This is a genomic window from uncultured Bacteroides sp. (assembly GCF_905207245.1).
In the GTDB taxonomy this organism is placed as follows: Bacteria; Bacteroidota; Bacteroidia; order Bacteroidales; family Bacteroidaceae; genus Bacteroides.
In genome coordinates, this window is the sequence record NZ_CAJLKP010000003.1 from 47505 (window position 1) to 68369 (window position 20865).

The 20865-nt window shown below is 46.3% G+C and carries 16 protein-coding genes and 1 pseudogene; 13 read left to right on the forward strand and 4 right to left on the reverse strand.

Features of this window, described 5'->3' with window-relative positions:
- Positions 1 to 6 precede the first annotated feature (6 nt).
- Positions 7 to 2871 (reverse strand): glycoside hydrolase family 3 N-terminal domain-containing protein, encoded by a 2865-nt coding sequence (locus QZ135_RS01740; RefSeq protein WP_294605389.1) that lies wholly within the window; start codon positions 2869 to 2871, stop codon positions 7 to 9.
- Between the two features lie 211 nt (positions 2872 to 3082).
- Here QZ135_RS01740 and QZ135_RS01745 point away from each other — a divergent pair, with 211 nt between their 5' ends.
- Complete coding sequence (locus QZ135_RS01745; RefSeq protein ID WP_294605391.1) at positions 3083 to 5671, forward strand: hypothetical protein; 2589 nt, start codon at positions 3083 to 3085, stop codon at positions 5669 to 5671.
- Positions 5672 to 5800: 129 nt separating this feature from the next.
- Here QZ135_RS01745 and QZ135_RS01750 read toward each other — a convergent pair whose 3' ends face one another.
- Both QZ135_RS01750 and QZ135_RS01755 read right to left on the reverse strand, forming a co-directional pair.
- Positions 5801 to 7036, reverse strand: a complete 1236-nt coding sequence (locus tag QZ135_RS01750) for a glycoside hydrolase family 71/99-like protein (protein WP_294605393.1) — start codon at positions 7034 to 7036, stop codon at positions 5801 to 5803.
- A gap of 37 nt (positions 7037 to 7073) precedes the next feature.
- Positions 7074 to 9507 (reverse strand): annotated as a pseudogene (locus tag QZ135_RS01755) (glycoside hydrolase family 95 protein).
- Positions 9508 to 9938: 431 nt separating this feature from the next.
- Here QZ135_RS01755 and QZ135_RS01760 point away from each other — a divergent pair.
- The 8 genes from QZ135_RS01760 to QZ135_RS01795 all read left to right on the forward strand — a co-directional run bounded on the left by QZ135_RS01760 (position 9939) and on the right by QZ135_RS01795 (position 17482).
- Positions 9939 to 11186, forward strand: a complete 1248-nt coding sequence (locus QZ135_RS01760; RefSeq protein WP_294605395.1) for a glutamate-5-semialdehyde dehydrogenase — start codon at positions 9939 to 9941, stop codon at positions 11184 to 11186.
- A gap of 76 nt (positions 11187 to 11262) precedes the next feature.
- A complete protein-coding gene (locus QZ135_RS01765; protein WP_294605397.1) occupies positions 11263 to 12216 on the forward strand; it encodes an acetylornithine carbamoyltransferase in 954 nt (317 codons plus the stop codon).
- Between the two features lie 187 nt (positions 12217 to 12403).
- Positions 12404 to 13045: a PASTA domain-containing protein gene (locus QZ135_RS01770; RefSeq protein ID WP_294605400.1), complete on the forward strand. Its 642-nt coding sequence runs from the start codon at positions 12404 to 12406 to the stop codon at positions 13043 to 13045.
- A 49-nt stretch (positions 13046 to 13094) separates the two neighbouring features.
- Positions 13095 to 14168: an RluA family pseudouridine synthase gene (locus QZ135_RS01775; RefSeq protein ID WP_294605402.1), complete on the forward strand. Its 1074-nt coding sequence runs from the start codon at positions 13095 to 13097 to the stop codon at positions 14166 to 14168.
- On the forward strand, positions 14165 to 15139 hold the full coding sequence (locus QZ135_RS01780) for a D-alanine--D-alanine ligase (protein ID WP_294605404.1): 975 nt from the start codon (positions 14165 to 14167) through the stop codon (positions 15137 to 15139). Before QZ135_RS01775 ends, QZ135_RS01780 begins: the two co-directional genes overlap by 4 nt.
- An 87-nt stretch (positions 15140 to 15226) precedes the next feature.
- A complete protein-coding gene (locus QZ135_RS01785; protein ID WP_294605406.1) occupies positions 15227 to 16384 on the forward strand; it encodes an acyltransferase in 1158 nt (385 codons plus the stop codon).
- Positions 16385 to 16392: 8 nt separating this feature from the next.
- Positions 16393 to 17082, forward strand: coding sequence for a NigD-like C-terminal domain-containing protein (locus tag QZ135_RS01790; protein ID WP_294605408.1), 690 nt, complete (start codon positions 16393 to 16395; stop codon positions 17080 to 17082).
- The gene (locus tag QZ135_RS01795; protein WP_294605409.1) at positions 17057 to 17482 is read left to right on the forward strand and encodes a rhodanese-like domain-containing protein; all 426 of its coding nucleotides are present in this window, start codon (positions 17057 to 17059) and stop codon (positions 17480 to 17482) included. The genes QZ135_RS01790 and QZ135_RS01795 overlap by 26 nt, the downstream gene beginning before the upstream one ends.
- Before the next feature lie 97 nt (positions 17483 to 17579).
- On the opposite strand, the gene rpmH is transcribed toward QZ135_RS01795, so the two are convergent.
- Positions 17580 to 17741: a 50S ribosomal protein L34 gene (rpmH, locus tag QZ135_RS01800; RefSeq protein WP_009129505.1), complete on the reverse strand. Its 162-nt coding sequence runs from the start codon at positions 17739 to 17741 to the stop codon at positions 17580 to 17582.
- Positions 17742 to 17931: 190 nt separating this feature from the next.
- Here rpmH and efp point away from each other — a divergent pair, with 190 nt between their 5' ends.
- From efp to QZ135_RS01820, 4 genes are all read left to right on the forward strand, one after another.
- Positions 17932 to 18498, forward strand: a complete 567-nt coding sequence (gene efp / locus QZ135_RS01805) for an elongation factor P (RefSeq protein WP_009129506.1) — start codon at positions 17932 to 17934, stop codon at positions 18496 to 18498.
- A 235-nt stretch (positions 18499 to 18733) separates the two neighbouring features.
- Positions 18734 to 19723 (forward strand): glycosyltransferase, encoded by a 990-nt coding sequence (locus tag QZ135_RS01810; protein WP_294605412.1) that lies wholly within the window; start codon positions 18734 to 18736, stop codon positions 19721 to 19723.
- 26 nt (positions 19724 to 19749) lie between these two features.
- On the forward strand, positions 19750 to 20436 hold the full coding sequence (gene radC / locus QZ135_RS01815; protein ID WP_294605414.1) for a DNA repair protein RadC: 687 nt from the start codon (positions 19750 to 19752) through the stop codon (positions 20434 to 20436).
- Between the two features lie 73 nt (positions 20437 to 20509).
- Positions 20510 to 20821, forward strand: a complete 312-nt coding sequence (locus QZ135_RS01820; RefSeq protein WP_009129509.1) for an iron-sulfur cluster assembly protein — start codon at positions 20510 to 20512, stop codon at positions 20819 to 20821.
- Positions 20822 to 20865 lie beyond the last annotated feature (44 nt).

Here is a 20865-nt window from a genome sequence, read left to right on the forward strand (position 1 = left end):
CAATGGTTAAAGAGATAGCACTTTATATTTAGTGGTAAATACAACAGGCGCATCACTGTCTTTATCCACATGGAAAGGTATCAATTTCTCTTCTCCCGGAGCCAGTTCATAATGGACATTATCTCCTGTCTTCTTGCCACCAACATACATATCAATCTTACCGGTATCCATTAAAGTACCATCGTTCTTAACAGACACCCAAACTGTCTTCTGATTCTTCACCAGGTTTTCTTCTACTTTAAATAGAGTCAAACCGAAATCTGCAGCAAATTCATGGGTATATTCAAACATACCGGACACACCCTTTCCGGCATCTGTATAGCCTACACTATCCTTAATGCGGTCTTTAGCCACATATTGAGGACTAACACCGCCGACTAATATCTTGAATGCCCCCTTCTCTACCACTCTATCCATGCGATCATTGAGCAATGATAATTCATAAGGCGTCAATTCAAAAGAAACCGTCTTCGATTCACCCGGCTTCAGATTGATACGAGTGAAGTCCTTCAATTCCGTAATACGTGTCTTTACACTGGCATACATATCAGTGACATACAATTGGACAACCTCATCACCTGCACGCTGACCTACGTTTTTCACAGTTACCTGCACGGCAATATTGCCATTGTCTTTCTCCTGCACCTTCAGGCCTGAATATTCAAAAGAGGTATAACTCAAACCATATCCAAAATAGTAGAGAGGATAATATTCCAGATCAGAGTATTCATAACGGCGACCGGAAGTTTTGAAGTTATAATAAAGAGGTAACTGGCCTACATGCTGTGGGAAAGTCATCGGCAAACGACCGGCAGGATTATAATCACCGAACAACACATCTGCCGTAGCAGGACCTCCCTCTTGTCCCGGCAACCAGTTGACAAGAATAGCTTTACACAATTCCGAAGCCTTTGTCAGATTATAAGGACGACCGGCCTGAAGAACCAATATGACCGGTTTCCCAGTTGCGCAAACCGCTTCCAGCAGTTCTTGTTGTTTGCCCGGCAGAATCAAGGTTGCATAGTCATGGTTTTCACCGGATGTTTTGTAAACATCCGTCGTAGCTTCACTGGTCGAGCAATCTCCCAGAACCATAACTACCACATCTGCTTGAGAAGCTGCTTTGACCGCTTTAGGGATATTCGTCTCACTCAAATTTGTAAAGTCGCAACCTTGCTCATAAATTACTTTCGTCTGCTTGCCCACAGCCTGTTTGACACCTGTCAATACTGATTTCAACTGACCGGGCAGCAATTTCGGAGTATAGTCACCCGGTTGCAAATCGTCTGCTCCGGGACCTAATACAGCAATCGAGCGGATACCTTTATCCAAAGGCAATATATTTTCCTTATTCTCCAACATTACGATAGACTCCCGGGCTGCCTGACGCGCCATCTCTTTATGGCTGTCCGAGTTCCATCCCGGATATATTTTATTCCAATCCAAAGGTTTATTGGGAGTTTTTTCAAACAGTTCATTACGGAACATCATACGCAGCATGGTACGGCAAACGTTATCCAGATTTTCCATATTGAGGCGTCCGTCCTTTGCTGCCTGTATCACTTCTTTATCATTATAAGTATCGCCGCAGTTTGTAGCAATGCCTGCTGCCAATGCCTGGTTAGCTGCTTCAATCTTATCTTTTGCCGTATAGTGTTTGCGCGCCGTTAAGTTACCGATAGCACCGCAGTCACTAACAATAAAACCGTCAAAACCCCATTCTTCGCGCAAGATATTATGCAACAACTCTTTACTTTTCGCAACCGGTACTCCCAGAAAATCTGAGTAAGCCATCATCAACGACTGGCAATCATAATTACGAATAACATGACGGAACGGAACCAGATGTACCTCACGCATTTCCCGTTCGGACAATCCTATATCATGAGAATCGCGGCCACCCAACGGAGCACCGTGACCGCCGAAATGTTTCGGAGTAGTGAACAAGCCTTTAGACTGATACCCTTTGATCCATGCTCCACCAATCTGTGATACCAGAACCGGGTCTTCGCCAAATGTTTCTTCGCAACGTCCCCAACGGGCATCTTGTGCTACATCCAGCACCGGAGACCATGCCTGCATAGTACCCGCTGCAAGAGTTTCATCACCAACAACCATTGCCACTTCCTCTGTCAACTTCTTATTCCAGGTTGCTCCCATCGCCAATGCTTGCGGGAAAATGGTTGCTCCACTACCATAAGAGAAGCCATGCACAGCCTCTACTTTGGTAATGGGCGGTACGTATAAATGAGGAATGCCGGGAATGCCCCACCCTTCACGAATCAATTCCATTTTATCTTCCGGAGTCATCACAGACAACAGACTTTCCACACGTTCTTCCACCGGAAGCGTTGGGTCCATATAGCGGAGTGCAGTCTTTTCCCCCTTCCGGTCTTTCAACTCTTTATCAGCCAAGAGAACCGAAACCTCTTTCACGGTAAAAGGTTTCACACGGTCACTTCCTTTGAAAGCCAGTCTGACGTGTGCACCATATTTGGGTGAAAACTTCACTTTCATTTCTTTTGCATTACCCTGTACCTGATAGTCAACAGGTACTCCGAGGTTCATCGGATCGTAGGTGACAAATACATTCATCAGTTGTTTCAAGTCATCTTTCGCCACACCTTGCATCTGAAGATTAAGTTCACATACGTCACCGGGAGTCTGGATGGTGAACATTAACCATTGGTCAGTCTTCAAGTCCTGACCACTAACCTCCCACATCGTCTTCGGATCCTTATCAAAAGCTAACGAAGCTTTTTCCATATTAGCCGATGCCGAAACGGATAAAATATCACTTGGCTGCTGAGCCATTAGAAAAGCGCAGGAGAATATGCCTGCAAATAAAAACAAGTGTCTCTTTAAATTCATGTTATCAGATTTTAATTTGATGATGCAAAATAAACCGCAACCGCTTAATAAAATGATAACACCATAATTAATGAAACATTAAAATCCACTTAATGGATATCTTTTCTTGAAAAAGAGGAGCCCTGCCAGAAGAATTGCATGAATTAGTAATTGCTTTTCGCTAAAAAGCATTACTTTTGTCCAAGCTAATACTTCATTAAGGACATACAAAATGAAAAAGACACTATCTATAATCTTCCTCCTGCTTATATGTATGCATTCAATGTCTCAGCTTCCTGAATATGGTTTGCATATCCAGTCTTATCCACTTCAAAATTCCGAATTCACCAGCATGGCATTAGAAGATGGAAAGTACATAGCAGCCAAAGGAGAAAAGATAACCCTGAGTTTCAATCTCCGGGTCAGACCTGATAATGTATTCGGAACTGTATTCCGTATCATCACTGATAATAATAAAAACATCGACCTGATGTACAGTGTTAGTGATAACGACAGACGTTTTCCGATTCTGGTCACCGGAGATGCCGTACACCCCATTCAAAAGGAAGTGAGACGTGAAATGTGGACTTCTGCCAATGTTACCCTTGACTTCAAAGAAGGTGATATTACCGTATCATATGATAGTACGGAAATCAATGTGCAATATGCCGACCTGAAAGGCGTACAAGGTATACGCATAGCCTTTGGTTATTGTCCATTTGAGAATTTCTCTCTGGCCGATGTCGCTTCCGTTAATATAAAAGATATCAGTATAAAACGTGGAAGCAAAGAAATACGCCATTGGAAGATGGCACGCCACAACGGAGATATTTGTTATGATGAAGTGTCCCACATGCCGGCCACCGGTAAAAATACCCGCTGGATTATCGACCAATATATCACCTGGAAGAAGATATACTCACAGCATTTTGCCTCTTCTCCTTCCGTAGCATTCGACCCTCTTGTCGGCACTTTCTATGTGGCTACGGATAAAAGGAAACTATATGTCTTTCATACTGATGAAAGAGTGACGGACACCATCCGGGTTAAAGGTGGAGAGTTTGTTGCCAACTATCCAAACCAGTTGATATACATACCGCAACACCAGCAGCTACTATCCTATAATCTGAATGAGAACCTTTTCTCGGCCTTCGACCCCGTAACACAAAGCTGGCAGGGAACGCAAGCGCCCGTATTAGAGCATGATTACTGGAACAATACGCTTGTATATAATCCTTCCAATTCCTCCTTAATCAGTTTTGGCGGATACGGACATTATCACTATAACAATAAATTAGTCATCAGTTATCCTTATGAAGATACACCGCAACGTCAACTCAGTCTGTCAAGTATCCATCCCCGGTATTCTTGCAGTTCCGCTATTGTCGACAGTACGCTCTACATCTTTGGCGGTCGCGGTTGCCCATCCGGACGACAGGAATTATCTCCCCGCAACTATTACGACTTATATTCGGTCAACCTGCTCACCCAGCAGGTCAATAAGCTGTGGGAGGCTCCGCAAACTCCGGCAGATGGAGATTTCCAACCCTGTGAAAACATGGTTTATGATGCGGAAAAAGATTGCTTCTACCTTTTCAGCACACAGCAAGGTGGCACTCTGATGAGAATCGATACCCAAACGCCACATTTTGAACTGATGTCGTTACCTATGGGATTGAAATTAGAATCGCAATACCTATATAGCAACCTATATTATTCGCCTAAACAAAAGAAACTATATGTGGCCATCCATCAAGCTGAAGTAAGCGGAAAAGCTGATTTGGATATATATGAATTGAATTTCCCCCCAATCCCCATTCTGTCTTTCAAACAGCCGGATGTAGTTGAAGGCAAAACAGCTCAGGGTAAGCACACCTATCTATGGTTGTACATCGTAAGCGGATTATTAGTCATTAGCGGTGTAGGAGCTCTTTATTACAAGAAACGAAAAGAAGGAATAAACCGGGTAAAATCTTCTGCCAAGGAAGAGAAAAGCCCGGCAACAGACACCTCCCAGACAGAAGGAGTGAATACCCTATTGACAAAAGAGTTGCCTGAGATAAAAATAGATATGCCGATCAGTGCACCCGACCCGACATTCCACAACTATGATTTCTCAAAGAAATGTATCTGTTTCTTTGGCGGCTTCCATATTGTTGATAAAGAAGGGAACGACTGTACAGCCTTATTCACTCCCACCCTTAAAGCCTTACTGATACTGCTTATTCTCTATACAGGCAAAGATCCAAAGGGAATCATCGGGCACAAACTCATCCAGTTGTTATGGTACGATAAAGCAGAAGAGTCTGCTAAAAACAACCGTAATGTATACATGAGTAAGTTGCGTGGTTTACTGGATAAAGTGGGTGATATCAAGATACTGAATCAGAATGGATTCTGGAGTATACAGTTTGAAGAAGGCACTATCTGCGACTATCTGGAAGCCCTCCATTTGTACAGGGGAAATAACGGACAAGACCTGGAGAAACTGCTTGAATTATTATTGCGTGGTATGATGCTTCCTAATGTAGAGAATGATTGGATTGATGCATTCAAGAATGATTTTTCCAATGATACTATTGATTTGCTTTCCAGATTATTGAAGCAGGAAGACCTTTCGGATACACTGAAGTTGAAGATTGCGGATACCCTCTTCCAGCATGATTATATCAATGAAGAAGCGCTTTGTGTGAAATGCCGCATCCTCTGCCAGCAAGGGAAAAAGGGACTTGCCAAAACTGTTTACGATACTTTCTGCAAAGAATATGCAGCTTCATTAGGAACAGAATATAAATACTCTTTAATGGAGATTATCGAGTAACTACGAGCTACACTATAAGCTACGAGCTACGGGCTACAAGCTACAAGTTGCGCTATGGGCAAATAATTATTCGCCCGGCTATCACGCCGAAAGGAACTTGTAGCTCGTAGCCCGTAGCTTGTAGCTAAATCATTTCCGTTTCGGTTGCTTCATTTCCAACGGCTTCTCTTTGCGCAGCATCTTGCCTGCCTGCCCTACCAGCCACAGGTAATGGTCGCTTTCAATCCCATCTTCAATAGGAACAAACGTGCTGGCACCTACAGGAACCTTCTTGGCACATTTAAAGATTGCCGTACCTTCATCTATTTCATCGAACATGGCCACATAAAGCATTTCAGCACCTTCCTTTATAGCACCCGACAGTTGTTTCCAAAGGAACGAACCTTTATTACGCTGTATCTGTACACTATTTTCGTGTCCTTTCATATTACGCCACGAGAACCCCGGAAAGCACAAAGGAGCATAGTCCACTTTATTCTTCCTGGCCCACTTCACATCTTCTCTGACCAGCTTCTGATAGCGGGGATATGTTTCTTCATTATAACGTCCCACGAACCATGGCATCACTACATCACATTTCCTAATCAGCTCATGCAGACGAGGGTCCGACTCCGTATCGCCACTCAATTCGCGCCAATGTGTAGGCACACCCAGCATTACACTGAACCCCTGTGCTTTCAGACCATTAATAATCTTCTCGGCTTCATTCAGGCCATAACGACGACGGTCATTAAATCCCACGCCCCAAACAGTAACCAACGGTTTTCCATTGTGATACAGATAGGAAGGATTCTTGGCGTGGTCTTTCAAGGAATGGCGCTTGGCTATATCAGCAATATCCTTCAACAACACATCTTCACCACCGGGACGCATACCGCTCAGGTCGTACATCACACAGATAGCCCGCTCATACTTATTAGCAGCCTCCATAGCCGAGTTCAGCACCTTATTGAAGTGGTTCAGTCCGCTTGTATTGCTGATTTCCCCTACAAAACGTTGCATAAACACACCATCCAGTCCATACTCTTTCATCCATCTGAAATGGGTATCCACCGTAGAAGCATCGTGCGAAGAAAAGGTATAAGCCGGCGTGCCGTCAGCAAATTTGAATTCCGTCTTATACAGTTGCTTATACTCCGACACTTCCGGCCAAAAGTCAATCGTACACGAACCGGGGCGAAAGCCATCATGCCCCGTATAATGATACCATCCCCGGCCGGCGCCATCATCAGGGGCGTTGAACCACCCCTGATAACCGGCCATCACCAATCCTTTGTACGAGTTATACTGCTTACCGGCAGTCTGTGCCATAATACCTACTGAAAACAACAAGTATACAATAAACCAATTTAGTCTTCTTACCATAACCTATTTTATATCTATATTATCTTGATACCAATCACTAAAGCGCTCTTTGCAAAGTGTACTTTTCTCCCGGTTGAGTTTGAATATCATACTCATAAATCTTATACAGAAGAGGATACTGTGCCCTCAGTCCGGCAGCCACCAGAGGCTCTTTAATATCTCCGCGTTTCATCAACGGGTTGGGATTGCTACCCTTGGCCTCTTTCAGCCCTGCACCTTCCAGTGGCACGTACGAACGGATGCGCAGGTTACCACCGATGCGGGAAGTTACGGGAGGTAGCCGTAGTCAGCTCACCGCCATCCCAGTCCATATCCACCTCAAAAGCTCCGCGTGCCACCAGACCTTTCACGCTGCCTTTGCTCCAATCGCCGGGCAGGGCGGGCAACAAGTGCAATGCTTCATCATGACTTTGAAGCAACATCTCGGCCACACCGGCCGTAAAACCGAAGTTACCATCAATCTGAAAGGGCGGATGTGCATCGAACATATTCGGGTAAGTGCGTCCATTGGGATTTCCATCTTCCACCAGATTCAGCATATTCTTGATTATCTTATAGGCATGGTCGCCATCGAGCAGACGTGCCCACAGGTTTATCTTCCAGCCGATGGACCACCCGGTAGCCATGTCACCGCGATACAGGAGCGAACGTTTAGCTGCCTGGAAAAGCTGCGGATGTGCATAGGGAGAAATCTGATTACTGGGATAAAGACCATACAAGTGGGAGACATGACGGTGGTCGTTGTGCGGGTCATCCACATCGGCCAACCATTCCTGCAACTGATTGTGCTTGCCTATCTGCATAGGAGGCAGACGTTTAATCATGCTTTGCAGACTGTCGCAATAGGATGTATGACCGGGATAGAGCAGTTTCGTAGCCGACAGGACGGAAGTCAGTGCATCCAGCACAATCTGTGTGTCCATGGTGCATCCGGCAGTGAGCATCGTGCCTGTTCCCGGAGGACCTTGTTCGGGCGACATGGAGGGTGCACAAACCATCCAGCCATATTCAGGATGTTCCACCAGGAAGTCGAGGAAGAAGTCGGCAGCTCCTTTCAGAGCCGGATAAGCGGTTTGCAAGAATGCCTGGTCGCCTGTATAAAGATAGTGTTGCCACAAGTGCTGGCTCAACCAAGCGCCGCCCAACGGCCATACATACGAAGCACCATCTACAGGACCGGCCATGCGCCACAGGTCCGTATTATGATGCACTGTCCAGCCACGGCAGTCATACAGAGTGCGGGCTGTGCCTTGTGCCGATTCGGAGAGTTCTTTCACCATCCGGAAAAGAGGCTCGTGCATCTCCGTAAGGTTGGTCACTTCTGCCGGCCAATAGTTCATCTCGGTATTGATATTGATGGTATATTTTCCATCCCATGGAGCGAAGAGTTCATGGTTCCAGATGCCTTGCAAGCCTGCCGGTTGTCCGCCGGGCTGTGAAGAAGAGATGAGCAGGTAGCGGCCGAACTGGAACATTAACGCTACCAGACCGAGGTCTTTGCCTTCATTGAAATGCTTGATGCGATAGGATGTTTCTTCTTCTGCGGAAGATCCCACGTTGAGTGATACGCGACCGAAAAGCTTTTGATAGGCCTCCTCATGGGCGGATAGTGCTTGGGCATACGGGCGTTTCATGGCTTTCGCAAGGAACTCCGTTGCACGCCGGGTTTCATTGGCACTCACGTCTTTATAATTGACGAAGTTGGTGGCAGCCGTCACATAAATCACGGCGGCATCCGCTCCTTTCACTTCGATGCAGTCATTGGTTACACTCACCTTGCCCTTTTCAGCCTTTATCTGGGTGCGGGTTTCAAAACGGATGGCTCCGGGAATGCCTTCGTGTGCAGAGCCGTGACCGGACAAAAGCAGGCTCTTACCGCTTTTCTTTACCTCGTATTCCTTATACGGGGTACTGTATCGGGTGGTGAAACTGACTGCGCCCGGCTTATCGGCTTCAATACGCACTATCAGGACATTGTCCACCAGCGAAGTAAACACGGTGCGGGTATAATTAACTTCACCTATTTTGTATCGTACGGATGCTATCGCCTTTTCCAAATCCAGTTCTCTGCGATAATCGGAGTAATCGGCATGTCCGTCAAATTCCAGCATCAGGCTGCCGATAGTCTGGAAGGGCATGCCATGCTGTCCGGTAAAGAAGTTATCGGCAATCATCTTTTCAGCTTCCTTCTCACGCCCGGTGAAAAGCAGTTCCCTGACCTGGGGCAACACGCCGAGTGCCTTCGGACTGTCATTCCGATGCGGTCCACCGCCCCAGACAGTCTCTTCATTCAACTGTATTTGTTCATTAACGACTCCGCCATAGAGCATGGCGCCCAAACGAGAATTTCCTAAAGGTAACGCTTCGGTCCATACCTTAGCCGGCTGGCTGTACCATAGCTTCAAATCATCAGCCTTGGCCATTACGCAACAAGCGCATACAAAGAATAGACCTATCAAACGATTTTTCATGATTATTAAGTTTATGTTTTCCGAATGCAAAGAAAAGCGGGACCCATTAATAAAGTCAACGAAAAAGCCTTAATATCTACTTAAAATAAAATTAATGGGGAGGATTGGCGAAAATAATACTCTTGTGAAAGAAAGTATGAATCACTTATGCTCATTTACTTGTTTTCGGAATAAGAAGCCGGCTCCCGTAATTATTACTTTGCCAACATCTTGCCAAAGCTTTGGCAAAAGTTTGCCAATGGTGTGGCAATGTCTTGCCAAGGCGGTGGCAAAAGTTTGCCAACGAAGTGGCAAGAAGTTGGCAATGTATCATCTGCAATTCCCCACCCTCATCCTTCTCACTTGCAAATCCTTTTTCAAAGAGTAAAGCATGCATTCTCAATATAATTAGTACATTTGCAGTGTAATCAACACTAAAAAATACAATAAAGATGAACTTAAACAAAGTATTTGCCACTGTACAGGAAGCCAGCCGAGAGTTATTATCGCTGAGCGACCAGGAAATCAACCGGATTTTGCAGGCTGTAGCAGATGCTGCCTTGGCTAAATCGGACTTTATCCTTGCAGAAAACAAGAAGGACCTGGAAAGGATGGACCCTAAAGACCCGAAATACGACCGTTTGAAATTAACCGCAGAACGCCTACAAGGCATTGCTGCCGACACACGCAATGTGGCGATCCTCCCCTCTCCACTGGGACGCATATTAAAGGACAGCACACACCCGAAAGGAATGAGAATCAAAAAAGTAAGCGTTCCCTTTGGTGTCATCGGCATCATATACGAAGCACGCCCGAACGTCAGTTTCGATGTGTTTTCCCTCTGCCTGAAAAGCGGAAACGCCTGCATCCTGAAGGGCGGAAGCGATGCCGACTACTCCAATCGTGCCATCATCAGCGTGATACACGAAGTACTGGAACGTTTCAACGTCAACCCGCATATTGTAGAGTTACTTCCCGCCGACCGTGAAGCAACCGCCGAACTGCTGAATGCCCGAGGTTATGTGGATTTGCTCATTCCCCGTGGAAGCAGCAACCTCATCAACTTTGTGCGCCAGAACGCCACCATCCCGGTAATTGAAACCGGAGCAGGCATCTGCCACACCTTCTTCGACCGATATGGTGACGTAAAGAAAGGTGCCGCTATCATCAACAATGCCAAAACTCGCCGCGTCAGCGTCTGCAATGCTTTGGACTGCGTACTGATTGACGGAGACCGCCTCAATGACCTCCCCACCCTTTGCCAGCCGTTGTCCCAAAGCCATGTGGTGATCTATGTAGACCCTTATGCCTACAATGCCCTGAAAGGCAGCTATCCCGACGAGCTGCTGAAAGAGGCCACAGAAGAAGATTTCGGCACCGAATTCCTGGACTACAAAATGTCCGTCAAAACCGTTCAATCCATCCGCGAAGCCATCGCCCATATCCGGAAATATGGCTCCAAGCATAGCGAATGTATTGTGACCGAAGATGAATCCCGTGCCGAATGGTTCTGCCGTGATGTGGACGCCGCCTGCGTATACGTCAACGTACCGACTTCCTTTACAGACGGAGCGCAGTTCGGACTGGGTGCCGAGATTGGTATCAGCACGCAGAAGCTGCATGCCCGCGGTCCCATGGCACTGGAAGAGCTCACTACCTATAAGTGGATTATTGAAGGAGAAGGACAGGTGAGGGAGTGATAATTCATAACCACTACAAAAATCGATGAAATTCAACCACTGATTCGCATAAATTATAAATCATAAATATAGTAAGATGAAGAAATTTACTTGTGTGCAGGATATCGGCAATCTGAAGACTGCACTGGACGAAGCATTTGAGATTAAGAAAGACCGTTTTAAATATGTAGAGTTGGGACGCAACAAGACGTTGATGATGATTTTCTTCAACTCCAGCCTGCGCACCCGTCTCAGCACCCAGAAAGCTGCTATGAATCTGGGTATGAACGTCATTGTACTCGACATCAACCAAGGTGCCTGGAAACTGGAAACAGAACGCGGTGTCATCATGGACGGTGACAAACCCGAACACCTGCTGGAAGCCATCCCCGTGATGGGTTGCTATTGCGACATCATCGGTGTACGCTCCTTTGCCCGCTTCGAGAATAAGGAAGATGACTACAACGAAATCATCATCAACCAATTCATCCAACATTCCGGACGTCCGGTGTTCTCAATGGAAGCTGCCACACGCCACCCGTTGCAGAGTTTTGCCGACCTCATCACTATCGAGGAATACAAGAAGACGGCACGCCCCAAAGTAGTAATGACCTGGGCTCCGCACCCTCGCCCGTTGCCCCAAGCCGTGCCCAACTCATTCGCAGAGTGGATGAATGCTACGGATTATGATTTCGTCATCACCCATCCCGAGGGCTACGAACTTGCCCCGCAATTCGTGGGAAATGCCCGCGTGGAATACGACCAGATGAAAGCCTTTGAAGGTGCCGACTTCATCTATGCCAAGAACTGGGCAGCCTATGCAGGCGATAATTACGGACAGATTCTGAGTAAAGACCGCGAATGGACCGTCAGCAACCGCCAGATGGCTGTGACCAACAATGCCCGTTTCATGCACTGCCTGCCCGTACGCCGCAACATGATTGTGACGGACGACGTCATCGAAAGCCCTCAGTCCATCGTTATTCCCGAAGCCGCCAATCGCGAAATATCAGCTACGGTAGTATTGAAGAGACTGCTCCAATCACTCTAAAAAAGAGAAAGTCTTTGTGTATTCCGGACGAATCATTATGTGCCCGGAATACACTAAAAGACTTCTGACATACCTTTCCTTTAATCCAAAAGCGAAGATTAGCAACATCTCAACGTTAAAAATAAGCGAGCTTATTTTGTACTGCTCTCGGTTTGCATTATCTTTGCCCCAAACAACGCTAAGGATTATGACTATAAAAGAGTTTTTTTCTTTCCGACAGAATAAATACTTCTGGGCAAACCTGATTGCAATGATTATTGTGGTTGCCCTTGCACTGTTTGGAGTATTGAAGGGACTGGATATATATACCCGTCATGGTGAAGCTGTAGTGGTGCCCAATGTAAAAGGCATGGGAGTTGCAGAAGCCGAAAAGCTATTCCGCAACCAAGGCTTGAGTTGCATTGTTTCCGACTCCAGCTACGTAAAAAACTTACCAGCCGGATGCATCCTCGACTACAATCCTTCTGCCGGACAGAAGGTGAAAGAAGGACGCACCATCTATCTGACAATAAACACACTCAGTACACCCCTGCAAGCCGTTCCCAATGTAGCGGACAACAGTTCCATGCGTCAGGCGCAAGCACGTCTGCTGGCATCCGGCTTCAAACTGGCCGAAAACCAGTACATACCCGGTGAGAAGGATTGGGTATATGGCGTGAAATATAAAGGACACACACTGACCAACGGTGAACAAGTGCCCGTAGGCGCCACGCTGACCCTGATAGTGGGAGATGGCGGAGACTTGCCCCAGGAAGGGGATTCCACAGGAGTAGAAACCGGCACGCCCGTTTCTTCCGGAGATTCTGCCGCAGATGAATCCTGGTTCTAAAGATATACACGGGGAGTTTTCATTATAATAACACATAGAAAAACAAGAGATGACAGAAGAATTGCCGGACGACATAACGATTGATGACGACCTGGACGATGTAGAACCCGTCGGCGATGAGGCGCAACTCTATGAACACTTCCGTGTGGTAGTGGACAAGGGACAGGAGATGGTGCGCATAGATAAATACCTGTTCGACCGCCTGACGAACGCTTCACGTAACCGTATTCAGAAGTCTGCGGAAGCCGGCTTTGTGATGGCCAACAACAAACCTGTCAAGAGCAGCTACAAGGTGAAGCCAATGGACGTCATCACCATCATGATGGACCGTCCGCGTTATGAAAACGAAATCATCCCCGAAGATATTCCGCTTAATATCGTTTATGAGGATAAATATCTCATGGTAGTGAACAAGCCCGCCGGACTGGTTGTACATCCGGGACACGGAAACTATCAGGGTACTTTAGTGAATGCCCTCGCCTGGCACATGAAAGATAATCCCGATTACGATGCCAACGACCCTCACGTGGGATTGGTGCATCGCATCGACAAAGACACATCCGGTCTGCTCGTCATAGCAAAAACACCGGATGCCAAAACCAATCTCGGCATACAGTTCTTCAATAAAACCACCAAACGCCGCTACCGTGCGCTGGTATGGGGAGTTATGGAACAGGACGAAGGAACCGTCACAGGCAACATCGGCCGAAACCCCAGAGACCGTATGCAAATGACCGTCCTGCCCGACGACCAGGGAAAACATGCCGTAACACATTACCGGGTACTGGAACGCTTGGGCTATGTCACCCTTGTAGAGTGTATCCTCGAAACAGGACGTACCCATCAGATACGTGTACATATGAAACACATCGGGCACGTGCTCTTTAATGATGAACGCTATGGTGGCCATGAGATTCTGAAAGGTACTCATTTTAGTAAATACAAACAATTTGTAAACAATTGCTTCGACACTTGTCCACGGCAGGCACTGCACGCCATGACGCTGGGGTTTGTGCATCCCGCCACCGGCGAAGAGATGTATTTCACCTCAGAAATGCCCGACGACATGACTCGGCTGATAGACAAATGGAGAGGCTACATTAGTAACAGAGATTTAGAATGAAACGCACGATTGCTATCATTTGCGGAGGTGATACCTCCGAATTCCAGGTTTCCCTGCGCAGTGCACAGGGCATCTATTCCTTTATTGATAAGGAGAAGTACACATTATATATAGTGGAAATGCGAGGACTGGACTGGCATGCACAACTCCCCGACGGCGGCAAAGCGCCCATCGACCGGAATGACTTCAGCTTCCAACTGGATGGCAGGAAGGTTACCTTCGACTTTGCCTACATCACCATTCACGGCACCCCGGGCGAGGACGGACGTTTGCAAGGTTACTTCGACTTGCTCCACATCCCCTACTCCTGTTGCGGAGTGCTGGCAGCCGCACTTACTTACGATAAGTTTGCCTGCAACCAATACCTGAAAGTATTTGGCGTCCGCATTTCAGAGTCTTTAGTGCTCCGGCAGGGACAGTCCATTTCCGACGAAGATGTGATAGAGAAGATTGGCTTGCCTTGCTTCATCAAGCCCAGTCTGGGGGGGTCGAGTTTCGGTGTAACAAAGGTTAAGACGAAAGAACAAATACAGCCTGCCATTGTTAAGGCATTCGACGAAGCACAAGAAGTCCTGGTGGAAGCCTTCATGGAAGGAACAGAAATCACCTGTGGCTGCTACAAGACCAAAGAAAAGTCGGTAGTGTTCCCCATCACGGAAGTGGTGACGGACAACGAATTCTTCGACTACGACGCCAAGTACAACGGACAGGTTTCCGAAATCACTCCTGCCCGCATCTCCGACGACCTGACTCGCCGGGTACAAGCGTTGACTTCCGCCATATATGATATTCTGGGTGCTTCCGGCATCATCCGTGTGGATTATATCATCACAGCCGGAGACAAAATCAACCTGCTGGAAGTAAACACCACACCCGGAATGACGACTACCAGTTTCATACCCCAGCAGGTGCGTGCTGCGGGACTGGATATCAAAGATGTAATGACAGATATTATCGAGAATCAATTTTAGTGATGAAAGGTTAGTGATTAGTGATTAGCATTCAGGCAATTCACTATTCACAACCAACTAATCGCTAATCACTAAACGTTAATCATTATGAACATGGAATTTGATGAAATCCGCCCTTATCATGACGAGGAACTTCCTCAAATTTTTGAGGAATTGATTGCCGATCCGGCTTTCCGGCAGGTGGCAACTGCTGTTTTTCCGGAAGTTCCTTTTGAGGCACTTGCACAGAAAATGCGTTCATGCAAGACGAAGTTGGAGTTTCAGAAAGCATTCTGTTACGTAATTCTGAAAAAGTTTGCCAAAGATACGACTCTGGGAGTGACTATGGACCGCACGGCACTACCGGATAAGGAGTCTGCTTATACCTATATATCCAATCACCGTGACATCCTCCTCGACTCAGGCTTCCTGTCCGTAGAATTGATAGACCAGGGCATAGACACGGTAGAGATTGCCATCGGAGACAACTTATTAATCTATCCCTGGATTAAGAAATTCGTGCGCGTCAACAAATCATTCATTGTGCAGCGTGCCCTGACTATGCGACAGATGCTGGAATCTTCGGCACGTATGTCGCGCTATATGCACCATACCATCAAAGACAAGAATCAATCCATCTGGATAGCCCAACGCGAAGGACGTGCGAAAGACTCGAACGACCGCACACAGGAAAGCGTTCTCAAAATGCTTGCCATAGGCGGGGAAGGCGACATCATCGACCGACTGACAGAAATGAACATTGCTCCGCTGGCTATCTCGTATGAATATGACCCTTGCGACTACCTGAAAGCACAAGAGTTCCAGTTGAAACGTGACATACCGGACTACAAGAAAACGCAGGCGGACGACCTGAAGAATATGCAGACCGGATTATTCGGATTTAAAGGCTATGTACACTTCCAAGTGTCGCCCTGCATCAATGAGGAACTGGCAAAGCTGGACCGTTCTCTCCCCAAACCCGAACTCTTCTCACAGATTTCCGCCCTTATAGACCGGAAAATCCATGCGAACTATCGTATATACCCCGGTAATTATATAGCTCACGATTGTTTGTCGGGTACCGAAACTTTCTCCTCCCATTACACCATCGAAGAGAAACAACGTTTCCTGAAATATATCGACCAGCAACTCGGCCGCATAGAACTGGCAAACAAAGACGTACCGTTCCTGCGCGAAAAGATACTGTTGATGTATGCCAATCCTCTGACGAATTATCTGGTTGCAAAAACTGAGACTCCGAAATAAAGTAAGATATGAAAGGTAAGCTACAATCCTCCGCTTCTTTACGCTGGTTCTTGCCCATACTGCTATGTGTATTGGTTTCTTCCTGTGGCGATGATGACGAGTATCATTATCCACCCGTAAAACTGGAATTTCTGACTGCACAGGCAGATGCCAATGGCAGTTTAAAATCCGTTTTGACGGATGAAGGAAAAACCTACGCAGTAGTGGAAGACGCATCGAATACGCACATAGATGCGAATGCGTCAGTCCGCATAGTCAGTAATTATGGAATGGCAGTGGCTGCTGATGGCACATCCGGAGTGAAATTGTATGCCTCGTTGAATGCTGTATCCCCTGTGCCGAGACCTGCATCGGAGTTCAAAGATGGCGTGAAACGCGATCCGGCTGATGTGACCAGTATCTGGATGGGACTTGATTATCTGAATATGATACTGGACATCAAAGCACAAAACGGAAAACATTTATTCCACTTTGTGGAAGAGGAAGTCAGCACGGACGAAGAGGTCGGGCACCGGTTTGTGCACCTTTCATTGTATCATAGCGACGGAGATGTACAGGCTTATAACAAGCGTGCCTATCTTTCCATCCCCCTGCGGCAATATGCTACAGAAGGGATAGAAAAGGTAACAGTACGTTTCTCTCTGCAAACCTACTCCGGTAAAGAAAAGAGTTATGAATTTGAATATAATCCCCAATAAAACAATCCAGATGAAGATAAATTCCGTTATCGCAGGCATCTGCCTGTTCTTCACTTCCCTTTTTTCCTGTCAGCAAAAAGGAGATTTCAAGTCCGTTTCAGCAGAAGAGTTCTCTTCAATTATTGCTAATCCGGATGTCCAGCGCCTGGACGTACGTACCGTTGCTGAATATTCTGAGGACCACATACCGGGCAGTATCAATATCAATGTACTGGATAAAGAGTTTCCGGCAATGGCAGACTCCACACTGCAAAAAGAAAAGCCTGTAGCCCTTTACTGCCGTAGTGGTAAGCGCAGCAAAAAGGCAGCCGCTATACTCAGCGCGAAAGGATATATAGTCTACGACCTTGACGAAGGTTTTGAAGGCTGGAAGAAAGCCGGAAAGGAAACAGAGAAATAAGATAGTTTTGCACTACGTTCATATAAAAAAGAGAAAAGCCGCAAAGCACTGTTATCAGTCCTTTGCGGCTTTCTTATCTCTTTAAACAAAGAGCGAATTATCCTTTCACTCCGTTGTATTCGTCAGAAACAGTCAGTTTCTTGCGGCCTTTTGCACGACGTGAAGCCAATACTCTGCGACCGTTAGCGGAAGCCATTCTTTCACGGAAACCGTGTTTGTTTTTTCTCTTTCTGTTAGAGGGTTGAAATGTTCTTTTCATTACTGTATATTGTTTTATGTTATTATTTCACGTAATCGGGCTGCAAAAATAGGGACTTTTTTCAAAATAACCAAGAGTTAAGTCTTTTTCTCTCAAAACTTTTTGCGTTTTTTACTGATTTCCATTACTTTTGCACCCGCAAAGCTCACTGGAGACAAATTATATAACATCTAAAATAAAAAATATTAGTATGATTAATGCCCAAGACATTAAAAATGGAACTTGCATCCGCATGGATGGCAAGCTGTATTTCTGTATCGAATTCCTGCATGTAAAACCGGGAAAAGGTAACACTTTCATGCGTGTTAAACTGAAAGACGTGGTAAACGGCTACGTACTCGAACGTCGCTTCAATATCGGCGAAAAGCTGGAAGATGTACGTGTAGAGCGTCGTCCTTATCAGTACTTATATAAAGAAGGTGAAGATTATATCTTCATGAACCAGGAAACTTTCGACCAACATCCTATCGCTCACGACCTCATCAACGGTGTTGACTTCCTGATGGAAGGTTCAGTTTTGGAAGTTGTATCGGACGCCTCTACCGAAACTGTTCTTTACGCTGACATGCCTATCAAGGTTCAGCAGAAGATTACTTATACCGAACCGGGTGTAAAAGGTGATACAGCTACCAACACTCTGAAACCTGCAACTGTTGAGTCGGGTGCCACCGTACGTGTTCCTTTATTCATCAGCGAAGGCGAAACAATTGAAATTGACACTCGTGACGGTTCTTACGTAAGCCGCGTGAAAGTATAAGACTGTCCATTTCATACATATATAAGCTGCCTGCCAGGAGAATTAAACACTTCCGACAGGCAGTTTTTCTATATAGCCAGTAAAAGAATATGCAATCGGAGTAATTATCGGAAAATAATGGTTTATCTTTGTAAGCAACAAGTAACCTCAATTGCAACCATGAGTAAACTGATAAAGACAGACAACGAATATAACAGTCACCAAGTTGGTGATGAATTAAAAGATTAATGCATTTATGAAATACTCCGTCATCATCCCCGTATACAACCGTCCCGACGAGTTAGACGAACTACTACACAGTCTGACGCGACAAAGCTTCAAAGACTTTGAAGTAGTGGTTGTAGAAGACGGGTCATCCGTTCCTTGCACTGAAGCAGTGAAATACTATCAGGAAGACCTGAATATACATTATTACAACAAGCCCAATTCCGGCCCCGGACAAAGCCGGAACTACGGTGCCGAACGAAGTGCCGGAGAATATCTGATTATACTGGACTCCGACTGCATACTGCCCAAAGACTACTTCACCGCTATTGAGAAAGAACTCCAAACCTCTCCTGCCGATGCCTTTGGCGGACCGGACCGGGCACATAAGTTCTTCACGAATATACAGAAAGCCATTAATTACTCCATGACTTCCTTCTTCACTACCGGCGGCATCCGCGGTGGAAAAAAGAAAATGGATAAATTCTATCCACGAAGCTTCAATATGGGAGTCAGACGGGATGTATACACTGCACTCGGAGGTTTCTCCAAAATGCGATTCGGAGAAGATATTGACTTTAGCATCCGGATATTCAAGGGCGGTTATCAGTGCCGGCTGTTCCCGGATGCATGGGTATATCATAAACGGCGCACAGACCTGAAAAAGTTCTTCAAGCAAGTGCACAATTCGGGGATTGCACGTATCAATCTGTATAAGAAGTACCCGGAATCGTTAAAGATTGTCCACCTATTACCGGCAGCATTCACGCTTGGAGTGGTAATATTGTTGCTTGGTGCTCCTTTCTGCCTTTATAGCCTGACGCCCATTGCGTTATATGCACTATTGATATGCATTGACTCCACCATCCAAAACCGGAGTTTGCCTATTGGCATTTACTCCATCGCCGCTTCTTTCATCCAGCTCATCGGATACGGGACCGGTTTCTGGCGGGCATGGTGGAACCGTTGCATACGGGGAAAAGATGAATTTGAGGCATTCAAAAAGAACTTTTATAAGTGACGAACGATTAGCGTTTAGTGAGTAGCATGGAAAAACTAAATATCAACCAGTGGGCGGCAGAAGACCGTCCGCGGGAAAAGATGATGCTGAAAGGTGCAGAAGCTCTGAGCGATGCCGAATTGCTTGCCATCCTTATTGGTTCAGGAAACACAGAAGAAAGCGCAGTGACTTTGATGCAACGGGTACTCTCCGAATGTGGCAATGACCTGAATCAATTAGGGAAATGGGAAGTACGGAACTTCTCCCGCTTCAAGGGTTTCGGCCCGGCCAAAAGTATCACTATCATGGCGGCACTGGAATTGGGCAAACGCCGCAAACTACAGGAACGACCGGAACGCACCACGGTCCGTTGTTCCAAAGACATCTACGAGCTTTTCCACCCCCTGCTCTGCGACCTTGCTTACGAAGAATTCTGGGTATTGCTACTCAACCAGTCTTCCCGCGTCATTGACAAAACCCGTATCAGTCGCGGCGGCATCGACCAGACCACTGCCGATGTACGCAGCATTCTGCGCGAAGCCCTAATACAACGCGCCACGCAAATAGCCCTGATACACAACCATCCTTCCGGCAGTCCTCGCCCAAGCACAGACGACCAACGCCTGACGCAACTCGTGCAAAAAGGAACACAGACTATGAACATCCGCCTCATCGACCATGTTATTGTAACAGACGGAAAGTACTACAGTTTCAATGATGAAGGAATGATTTAGCGGCTTTTTCAAAACCCGTTCTTTTGTAGTTTCAATTAATTTCTTTAGCTTTGCCTAACTAAACCATACGAATATGACCAAGTTTGAAATAGAAGAAAAAATAGTAGAGATGCTCAAGACCGTATTCGATCCGGAAATCCCGGTAAACGTATACGACCTGGGACTTATCTACAAGATAGACCTCGCCGACAACGGGGAAGTAAGTATTGACATGACCTTAACAGCTCCCAACTGCCCGGCTGCCGATTTCATCATGGAAGATGTGCGCCAAAGAGTTGAATCGGTTGACGGCGTCACTGCCGCCACCATCAATCTGGTTTTTGAGCCGGAATGGGATAAAGACATGATGAGCGAAGAAGCCAAATTGGAATTAGGTTTCTTGTAATATAAACCTTAAACACAAAGGCACAGAAAAGAAGCCTCGGAAAG